This window comes from Saccharicrinis aurantiacus (assembly GCF_947489045.1).
Classification (GTDB): Bacteria; Bacteroidota; Bacteroidia; order Bacteroidales; family Marinilabiliaceae; genus Saccharicrinis; species Saccharicrinis aurantiacus.
The window spans coordinates 220,652-230,364 of sequence record NZ_CANLCN010000009.1 but is presented as its reverse complement, the minus strand read 5'-3'; the positions used below and the strand labels follow the sequence as shown (position 1 = coordinate 230,364).

The window sequence follows — 9,713 nt, the reverse complement described above, 5'->3', positions numbered from 1 at the left end:
AGTTTATTTGAAGTTTTAATAACATCATTATCCAAACTGAACCTGATGAGACACTTAGGCACGTAAAGTTTTTTCTCTTTTTTTAACCCACATAGAAAACATAGCTTAAATACCATAGAGAATGGTAAACTATACGCTATACTAAATAAGAATTACCTTGTGTCTTACACAGTATAGTTTCATATTTAATTCATATCAAACACAGATCAAACTCACGTTAACGTGAGTTTGATCTGCGTTTAATATGGCTTTTATTTGTGTTTTTACCAAAGCTGACTCCTTACTGTGTACTTTGTGGTTTTTTATAGACCGCATACGAAGAGTTGCGTTAATGATTGGAGCGGCATCCTTTGTGAGCCCATTATGGCGAAGCAAAGATATAGCGGAAACCATGACCCGAGAAAAGGGATTTGTGCTGATAATAGAGTATTATTGGGAGGGGAACGCCCGAAACGTTATTCTAGAGAAAATAGCGATTGAACAACTTTGCTAGAATCATCTCTACTTAAATTACAATTAGCAAATAGATAATTAACTAAGGAATCTTCCCATGATTGAGCGGAATTGCGCGTTTCCATATAATTATCGAAAGCAACGTTTCCTATTATTGAAATTTCGGAAAGGAAACAGAAAAAAATATTACGAAAAACAAAGGGATTAATCCCTATTTGTTTGTACTCATCATACAATTGGTCTGCTAAATCTAATAATCGCCCGTAAGAATAGTTATTTCCCAGTTTCTCTACTAACCACTTTTTGTCAGAGGGGATTGGCCACTTAGATATATTATTTAAAGAGGGAATGAAAGTGTCACCAATTTGGTTGCGGTAACGAAGCAGTCTTATTCTTAAAAATACAGGATTATATATATAAGAATTTACTTCAAGACACTTTTGAGCATTAACTTGATATTGTATTTTATGTAATTTAAGCAAAAGCTTATTCTTAAGATTTTCGGGAAATACCGTTATCAAGCTTTCTTTTTTTAAAACACCAGGAAATAGATCATCTAACTGAAAGGCGGCTTTATGAATTACAAACAATAAATCTAAAGGTGTAGGATCATCACATTCGCTTTTTTTGCTGCGAAGAGTAAATTCACTTATTATACTACGAAAGCGTTGATCTAATACTGAGCTAAACACAAAATATTACTTTAAATTGTTTTTTATAGTTTTAAATAGCTCGGAGGCAAATACAAAGTTATTCAACCGCTCTTCAGAAGCTGTAAATATTTCTTCTTTTGTACCCTCCCAACACTTTTTACCTTCATGAATGAAAATAATCTGCTCTCCTATACCCATAACTGAATTCATATCGTGAGTATTTATTATTGTGGTAATCCCATATTCTTTAGTAATTTCATATATAAGATTATCGATTACAATAGATGTTTTAGGATCGAGGCCTGAGTTTGGCTCGTCGCAAAATAAATATTTAGGATTTAAAGCTATCGCTCTGGCAATGGCAACCCTTTTTTGCATCCCTCCACTTATTTCTGACGGAAATAAATGATTGACGTTTTCAAGATTTACTCGTTTTAAACAGAAATTCACCCTTTCTAATTTCTCTTCTTTAGACATTTTTGAAAACATATCTAAAGGAAACATTACATTTTCTTGTACCGTGGAAGAATCAAATAATGCAGAACCCTGAAAAAGCATACCTATTTCCTTACGAATAGATTTTTGCTCCTTAAAATTCATTTCAGAAAACACCTGATCTCCATAAATTATTTTCCCCGAATCAATTTCATGCAAACCAACCATGGATTTTAATAGTACAGTTTTACCATGACCGCTCTGACCAATAATAAGATTAGTTTGTCCTGCCTTAAATGTAGCAGATATATCATGAAGAATCTGTTTTCCGTAAAAGGACTTTTCAACATTCTGAACTTCTATCATGCCAACATCAATTGAGTTAATAGCAAATTAAATAATAAAATAAGAATACAGCTTGTAACAACAGCCTTAGTACTTGATTTACCAACTTCGAGAGAACCTCCCTTAACATAGTAACCCTGAAAGGATGAAATTGTAGATATCAAAAATGCAAAAACAACACTTTTAATTAAAGAGTATGTTATATAGAAAGGAATAAATGCATATTGGATACCATAGATATAATCAGCCGAAGGCACTACTCCTGTAAGAGAACCGGCGAGCCACCCCCCGGTAATACCAACGCCCATGCTTAGTAAGACCAAGAAAGGCATCATGATCATAAATGCCATTACCTTAGGCAAAACTAAAAACCCGGCTGAGTTGATCCCCATTATCTCAATGGCATCGATTTGTTCAGTGACACGCATTGTACCAATCTCTGAGGCAATACTCGACCCTACTTTTCCTGCCAAAATTAAACCAACTATACTAGATGAGAACTCAAGTAATATAGAATCGCGTGCTGCTAGACCTATAGTATACTTAGGGATAAAAGGCATTTCAATATTGTAAGCAGTTTGTAGGGTAATTACGGCTCCCATAAAAACTGCAATAATTAACACTATACCTATTGAGTTTGTACCAAGCAACACAGCCTCATTAAAAAAATGCTTAACAAACACACTATGCTTTTCAGGCTTTGCAAAAACTCTTTTTAGGAAATTAATGTATCGCCCAAACTCTTCAAGAAACTTCATAGTTTAAGTATTTTTAAAATACAGCCTCAAAAATATACATTTAAAATACATAATAGGTTTTTTGTCTGCATCTTTTTAAGTAAATTCACATTGATAGAAATAAATTTAAAACAAAATGCAAAATAACACTTACTGCGTTATAATGGCTGGAGGAATAGGTAGCAGATTCTGGCCGATAAGTCGCAAAGAAACCCCTAAACAATTTCTAGATATTCTTGGAACGGGCAGGACATTTATACAACAAACTTACGATAGATTTCTACCAGTTTGCAACCCTGAGAATTTTTTAGTTGTAACAAGTATTGAATATAAGGATATTGTACTTGAGCAGTTACCTGATTTAAAACCTGAACAAATACTAACAGAACCTTACCGAAGAAATACAGCTCCATGTGTTGCATATGCTAATGCATGGATTAACGGAAAAGATAAAAATGCGAACATAATTGTATCTCCAGCCGATCACCTAATATTGAAGCAAGAAGAATTTATTGACGAAATTAAAAAAGGACTTGAGTTCGTTAACAATAATGACTCTTTGTTAACTCTTGGAATGAAACCAACACGACCTGAGACGGGCTATGGATATATTCAGATAGATGATAATTCAGACAAAGTTTTAGGAAGAATAGAACCTGTTAAAACCTTCACCGAAAAACCCAACCTAGAATTAGCAAAGGTGTTCTTCGAAAGTGGGGAGTTTTTCTGGAACTCGGGTATATTTTTATGGTCGCTTAAAAGTATTAATGATGCCTTTGACAAATATCTTCCAGAAGTAAAGTCATTATTTGATAAGATCGAAGACGACATACATACTAGCAATGAGATTAATGCTGTTAACAAAACATACAACGAATGTAAAAACATATCCATAGATTATGGGGTTATGGAGAAAGCTGACAATGTTTATGTTTTAACTGCTGATTTTGGATGGAGTGACCTTGGGACTTGGTCTTCACTTTATGAACACTCTACAAAAGATGAATTTGACAATGCCATAAACACAGGTGATGCAATTTTATACGACGCGGAAGATTGTATTGTTAATTTACCGAAAGGTAAAAAGGCAGTTATTCAAGGATTGAACGGATATATTGTTGCAGAATCAAATGGATGCATATTAATATGTCAGAAGGACAATGAACAACAGATTAGGAAATACTCCAACGATATCCATACGGAATTTGGAGATGCTGACTAACATCTAAATTCTTAAATATAAAAAGCGATTACTAGAATATAGTAATCGCTTTTTTATTGCACAAAAAAACCCTGTAAATAAATCTACAGGGTTTATATATCTTAGAATTTTATTAAAACTCCCACAAATCGTGCTCAAAGTTAAATATCTCAGTTTTGATTCTATTTGACTCTAACATGGCTTCAACACCAACAGCATATTCATCAATTCGTCTGTTATTATAAACATTTGACTCGCGAACAATGTAACTACCAAAATATCTCTTCATAAAGATATCATCAAAAGTTCTACGTTGTGCATCATTTCCTGAGTTAAACACCTCATGTCTTGCTAGCAAATCTCGAGCTTCTGGGAAGTAAACCCAACAAACCGCTTTCTTTTGCACTTGAGCAGGACCACCATTTGAGCCTTCTTTTACGTATTCTCTAATTGGACAAATTCCGATAATACGCACGTCCATTCTCGAATAATTTTTATCGAAGTACCACACTTCTTTAACCATGAATTGCTTAACCTCTTCAGGACGAACATCTCCAGATACAATTTGATCAGAAAACGTTCCATCTTCTTGCTTAATACTCATGGTATCACTGATAGCTCCTAATTCTTGTCGAACCTGCTCAAAACTCATCTCTACTTTAAACTCATCTTCATATTTTGTAGAATATGCTTTTAAGCCTTCGTATTGAATCCCATTAATAAGCAGTTGAATTAAGCTAACTCTATCATCAAGTGAAGTTAATGGATAATATAAAGATAGATTTATCTTTTCACGTAAATCTATTACTCTCCACACTTTTTTAGACCACATAACATCAGCCTCACGTACGTGCGGATATGGTATTGGCTTTCTATTGGCAACATGATCTTTTGCATATACGCCATCGAGCACATTTTGCGCTGAGACAGTCGAAATAGAAGCGACTATTCCAACAAATACTAGTAAGAAAAAATACTTTTTCATATAATTAATTATTTACTTTCATTTGCCAAAGAAACGAAGATAGCAATTTAACTCTGCCAATTGTTTCTTATTTACTAATTATCTTTTTGTACGCTAATCAACAACTAAAGTTACTGTTCCAAGATCTCGCGTTGAACCATCTGGCCCTTTAGCTCTAATATTCTCAAAAGAAACTTTTGATCCACGCGACAAACCTTTAATTAACTCTCTTTGCTCTTTAGTAATCCTATTTGATTTAGATTGCTCATCTATAATAAATCCACCTTTTAACGCAGAAACAGAAAACCTAGTTACCTTAAACTCTAGGTCAAAATCAAAATCATCCATCTCTGCAAAAACAGCTTTCTGAGCAAGTATAACATTCTTCCCAACTTTTCCCCCAGTTGTTCCTGCAACTCTTGCTACTGGGTTTGGTACACGTTTTATTCTAAAAGTTTGACTTCCTACTTTTTGTTTAACATTATCGATCATAGCATATACTGTAATCTTTGATGTTTTACCAGAAGTACCCGGCTTCGGCACTACTATATAGGAATTACCCTTTTCTTTATAGCTAACATTAGTCATTTCAACTCTCAACTGACTAGCTGAGACTCCAGGAACAGAAATTTCAACTGGATTCTCTACACCTCCATAAAACACGTTCATCTTTGTCGGGGAGATAACTACATTAGGTGCGTTAACCATGTATGATCCTTCGATATTCTCTGTCACATCACTTCCATCAGGTCCCATTATAGTAATGGTTCCTTTCCATTTATTCTCTCCAACTTTACTTCCCGGCAACTGCAATACAGCTTTGCCTTCTTCGTATTTGGTAACCTCTTTTCCATTTACTTTTACTCGAGGTAAATTATTCTCATCATAAGCTGCAAATAATAAACGAGCTTCATATTCATCCCCCTTTAATACCTGAGTAGAAGTTGGTATGATTAATGGTTTTACTGTAGTAAACTTAAACGAACTTGCATCAATTTGATTAAAAAGATATCCAACTACATCAGCTTCTGCATTTCGCACATCACCTTGTATTTTACTTAGCATTCCCATTGAAGCGGCTAAAGGCATATGTTCAAATTTTGTAGACTCCCATGATTTTGGCAATCCATCTTCTACAGGTATAGGCTCAACATCGAATGTTTTTTTAAATGCTGCCGTAAGCATTGTATCTTTTTCAGGATTCAAATAATTCAGTAAAAAATCTCTATACTCTGTTATTCGTTGCTTTAATTCGTCACTTCTTGCACTATTCCTCTCAGTAATCATTATCTGAGGTGCGATATCTTGATTATCTATACCTGTATAATTATAAGGTGTAGCTTCAGGTCCACCTGCCTTTTGACTTAAAAGGATTTTTAGATCTTCAATATGCTCAACCAAGCTATCTGCTTTTACACGTATACTTTTAGCATTATTCCAATGTGCCTCTACTTTTTTTGTATTACTGTCATACGAATTCTCGAACTGACTGTACATTACATTATTCTTTGCCTCTACAGTATTCCTTGATTGGACAAATCCTTCATCTAAAGTAACAAACGCCTGCAATAATTCACCTGATACATTTAAGGCCAACATAGCTGTTAAAAACAGATACATCATACCTATCATCTTCTGCCGAGGCGTTTCTGGACAATTTCCACCACTCATAGTAATTTCTTTTAATTAAGTTTCTATTAGCGGTTCATTGCACTTAGCATGTTACCATATATTGAGTTCAACTCACCAACAGTTTTACTTAACTGAGCAACTTGATCTTTATATAATTTAGCATTCTCAATAGACTCATCAAATTGACTCTTCACAAGAGTCATACCAGCAACAAGCTCTTGTGTTGTTTCAGCCTGCGCTTTTGATCCTTGTAACTGCAATTCGTATACAGAGTTTATCGAAGCTAGGTTTGTATTAATACTTGTCAATTGTTGTGTATACTCTTCTCCTTTTATTGATAGTCCTTCCACAACCCCTTGAGTAGAGTTTGCTAAAGTTTCCATACTTGCTACTGTTTGATTTTGAACAGAACTTAACTTACCAACAGATTCGGCAGCCATATTCATATTGTTCAAATAACTTTCAGTAGCTAAAGAGGCATCTCCTAAATTAGCCAATTGTGAAGAAGTTACGCTTAGTTTTTTTATCCCTTCGCTCAACTGATCCACAGTCGCTTGATCAATATTCCCTGTTTGTATTAAAGCCTGAAGTTCGCTACCTCCGCCCGAAACAGCACCATGAGATTCTGATTTTGGATCTAAGCCAACTAACTCAGGATAAACCAAACTCCAATCAGGCATTTCGTGAGGTGGCTCAAATGCAGATAAAAAGAAAATAACTGCTTCAGTACCTAATCCTGCAATTAACATAGCGGATGCACCAGGAAGGTGAAGTATCTTCCATAACGCACCTAGTATAACTACTGCAGCACCTATACCATATACTTTGGCCATCACTTTTTTATACGCAGGGCTTTCAACTAATTCGGTTATGCTCATAATAATTTGTTGTTAATTTAGACTAAAATTAAAGTTTAAGTTATGTGTTGTGTGTGTGTGTGATTTTTTTGCGATAGTTAATTATTCACCTACGTAGTCTCTTACGCATCTAAATCCAATGAAAGATTTAGCTGAATCTTGGTACTCGTATGAACGAGATCCACATAATAAATAGTAACCTACATCTTTCCATGATCCACCACGAATTACTTTTCGTTTCATTACATGAGGGTCATCAGGAAGTGCGTTGTATTTATAAGTAGGGTTAAAATCATGTGTAAAACTATAAGCTGACTCATCAAAAGCACTTGATGTCCACTCAGCTACATTACCGGCCATATCATAAATTCCAAAATCATTTGGAGCATATGACGCTACTGCCATGGTATTGTTACCACCATCATCACCATATCTACCACGTAAAGGTTTAAAGTTAGCCAAAAAGCATCCTTTATCATTCCTTGTATACATTCCACCCCATGGGTACATTGCATTTTCGAGTCCTCCACGAGCAGCATATTCCCACTCAGCTTCAGTTGGCAATCTGTATTCCATTACTTCAGGCTGACCTTTTTTTCTTAGGTAGTCATTTAAATATCGTGATCTCCAAATAGTAAATGCAGTCGCTTGTTGGTGCGTAACTCCTACTACAGGATACTCATCAAAACCAGGGTGCCAAAAATATTTCTCAGTCCAAGGTTCATTAAATGAATAGGTGAAGTCAGAGATCCAACATAAAGTATCAGGATAAACATTTACAGCGTCATTCATTATGAAAGCTGTACGATCTTTAATTTGCGTTTGCTCACCAAACTGATCATATGCTACACCTTCGTATTGCTTTGTTTGGAAATTATATCTGTTGGTCTTTTTTGCAGCTTGTTGCATATCAACCCACTGATATTCATAAGTTAACTTACGACTATCAATTTCTTTTCTTCTGAAGAAACGCTCATTCTCGGGTAAATACATATCCTCAAGCACTTCCATATATTCTTCATTATACCAATCTAAATCAACATCCCAATCTAAATATGGCGGATCTATTTCATTACCATAAACATCCTCAGAGATAACGAACTCTTCAAACTGCTCGCCCAATAAAGTACGTGCAATAGAGTCTCTAACCCAATTTACGAACTGACGATATTCAGTATTGGTAATTTCCGTTTCATCCATCCAAAAAGAACGAACTGAAACTGTTTTGGTTTGTGCTGTTAAAGACCAAGCAGCATCCTGATCATTTGGCCCCATATTAAAGCTTCCTTGCGGAATAAAAAGCATCCCGTATGGATCAGGCTCATAGAAAGTACCACCTCTTGATACGCCTACTAATTCTCCACCGCCAGAGTTTGCACACCCGCTAAGAATAGTGATAATGAAAACACTAATTACAATTACATTCTTCATCATAATTTCGGACTATTCAGTATATTAATTATTTTATTTCTTTATAAATATCTAACGCTTTTATAGCGCTTAGTTCTTTTCTCTAAACTTAAATCAAAATTATATCCTACCATAAACTCATGCGTCCCTCCGCTTTTAGCAGTTGCAAATGCTGAGGTGGTTATATCGTAACTATAACCAAACCTAACGCCATTTTTCATTTCAATACCACCTAATAAAACAATAGCATCTTGTAAACGGTAGGTTAATCCGGCCCAGTAACGAGACTTATACCTAACTAAAGTGTTAATATCAACCTGCATTGATGCACCATCTGTTTTCATGAAAAAAGATGGTAACACTTCATATAACGTATCTTCAATCTTAAAATTGTATCCTCCCGTTAGATAAAGTGTCGGACGAAAACTAAAACTAAAATTTTCATCGTAGTTTGGTTGTGGCGAATTTAGATGAGATAATGATATCCCTGCATAATATTTCTTTGCTTTAAAATACGCCCCTAAACTTGCATCGAATGCTGAACCATCCATATCTACTTCGGGTATTGCATCATCTGGTTTACCATCAGGAAAAGAAATTTTACTCCCTTCAAACTTTTGGTTGATAAAACCTACACTTAATCCAAGGCTTAAAGTACCATATATCAATTCGAACTGAGATGCATAATTTACTCCAATACTTAAGTTCGTAAATAATCCGATTTGATCATTCATAACATTAAGTCCAATTCCAGAAGGTGTTCCGAACACATTAATTGGCATATCTCCGCTAAAAACCGTTGTCTTTATTCCGGCGGAATCAATTCTCCATTGATTCCGATTAAGAGCTGTTAAATTTATTGATTCACTTGCTCCTGCATAAGCGGGGTTAACAGCCAACATATTAAACATGTTTTGACTGAACTGAGGATCAAACTGAGCCTTTACCCCCGTACAAGCGGCGCAAATTATAATAAATATCAGAATTCTCCTAACCATTTATTTCAGATATAAAAAAAATCAAAGA

The 9,713-nt window shown here is 35.0% G+C and carries 9 protein-coding genes; 1 reads left to right on the top strand and 8 read right to left on the bottom strand.

Annotated features, from left to right (window positions below; translation table 11 throughout):
* Positions 1-455 precede the first annotated feature (455 nt).
* Genes QMO11_RS12560 through QMO11_RS12550 form a run of 3 tightly spaced genes read right to left on the bottom strand, consistent with a single transcriptional unit; the run spans position 456 to position 2,644 of the window.
* Complete coding sequence (locus QMO11_RS12560; RefSeq protein ID WP_282037604.1) at positions 456-1,145, bottom strand: hypothetical protein; 690 nt, start codon at positions 1,143-1,145, stop codon at positions 456-458.
* Between the two features lie 6 nt (positions 1,146-1,151).
* Positions 1,152-1,907 carry an ABC transporter ATP-binding protein gene (locus QMO11_RS12555; protein WP_282037603.1) on the bottom strand — a complete coding sequence of 252 codons (756 nt, stop codon included), beginning with the start codon at positions 1,905-1,907 and terminating at the stop codon, positions 1,152-1,154.
* A complete protein-coding gene (locus tag QMO11_RS12550; RefSeq protein WP_282037602.1) occupies positions 1,904-2,644 on the bottom strand; it encodes an MlaE family ABC transporter permease in 741 nt (246 codons plus the stop codon). The genes QMO11_RS12555 and QMO11_RS12550 overlap by 4 nt, the downstream gene beginning before the upstream one ends.
* 142 nt (positions 2,645-2,786) lie before the next feature.
* On the opposite strand from QMO11_RS12550, the gene QMO11_RS12545 reads away from it, so the two are divergent.
* Positions 2,787-3,845 carry a mannose-1-phosphate guanylyltransferase gene (locus QMO11_RS12545; protein WP_282037601.1) on the top strand — a complete coding sequence of 353 codons (1,059 nt, stop codon included), beginning with the start codon at positions 2,787-2,789 and terminating at the stop codon, positions 3,843-3,845.
* A 112-nt stretch (positions 3,846-3,957) separates the two neighbouring features.
* On the opposite strand, the gene porN is transcribed toward QMO11_RS12545, so the two are convergent.
* From porN to QMO11_RS12520, 5 genes are all read right to left on the bottom strand, one after another.
* Positions 3,958-4,809: a type IX secretion system ring subunit PorN/GldN gene (gene porN, locus QMO11_RS12540; RefSeq protein WP_282037600.1), complete on the bottom strand. Its 852-nt coding sequence runs from the start codon at positions 4,807-4,809 to the stop codon at positions 3,958-3,960.
* A gap of 93 nt (positions 4,810-4,902) precedes the next feature.
* Entirely contained in the window at positions 4,903-6,459 is a 1,557-nt protein-coding gene (porM, locus tag QMO11_RS12535) for a type IX secretion system motor protein PorM/GldM (RefSeq protein WP_282037599.1), read from the bottom strand.
* Positions 6,460-6,485: 26 nt separating this feature from the next.
* Entirely contained in the window at positions 6,486-7,298 is an 813-nt protein-coding gene (porL, locus tag QMO11_RS12530) for a type IX secretion system motor protein PorL/GldL (RefSeq protein ID WP_282037598.1), read from the bottom strand.
* Between the two features lie 81 nt (positions 7,299-7,379).
* Positions 7,380-8,711: a T9SS ring complex lipoprotein PorK/GldK gene (porK, locus tag QMO11_RS12525; RefSeq protein WP_245820822.1), complete on the bottom strand. Its 1,332-nt coding sequence runs from the start codon at positions 8,709-8,711 to the stop codon at positions 7,380-7,382.
* A 38-nt stretch (positions 8,712-8,749) separates the two neighbouring features.
* Positions 8,750-9,685: a PorP/SprF family type IX secretion system membrane protein gene (locus QMO11_RS12520; protein ID WP_282037597.1), complete on the bottom strand. Its 936-nt coding sequence runs from the start codon at positions 9,683-9,685 to the stop codon at positions 8,750-8,752.
* Positions 9,686-9,713: the final 28 nt, after the last annotated feature.

Bases quoted from the DNA above. Each gene is read 5' to 3' on its own strand.
- QMO11_RS12555 (WP_282037603.1), bottom strand. From the start codon at position 1,907: ATGATAGAAGTTCAGAATGTTGAAAAGTCCTTTTACGGAAAACAGATT.
- QMO11_RS12550 (WP_282037602.1), bottom strand. From the start codon at position 2,644: ATGAAGTTTCTTGAAGAGTTTGGGCGATACATTAATTTCCTAAAAAGA.
- QMO11_RS12545 (WP_282037601.1), top strand. From the start codon at position 2,787: ATGGCTGGAGGAATAGGTAGCAGATTCTGGCCGATAAGTCGCAAAGAA.
- porN (WP_282037600.1), bottom strand. From the start codon at position 4,809: ATGAAAAAGTATTTTTTCTTACTAGTATTTGTTGGAATAGTCGCTTCT.
- porM (WP_282037599.1), bottom strand. From the start codon at position 6,459: ATGAGTGGTGGAAATTGTCCAGAAACGCCTCGGCAGAAGATGATAGGT.
- porL (WP_282037598.1), bottom strand. From the start codon at position 7,298: ATGAGCATAACCGAATTAGTTGAAAGCCCTGCGTATAAAAAAGTGATG.
- porK (WP_245820822.1), bottom strand. From the start codon at position 8,711: ATGATGAAGAATGTAATTGTAATTAGTGTTTTCATTATCACTATTCTT.
- QMO11_RS12520 (WP_282037597.1), bottom strand. From the start codon at position 9,685: ATGGTTAGGAGAATTCTGATATTTATTATAATTTGCGCCGCTTGTACG.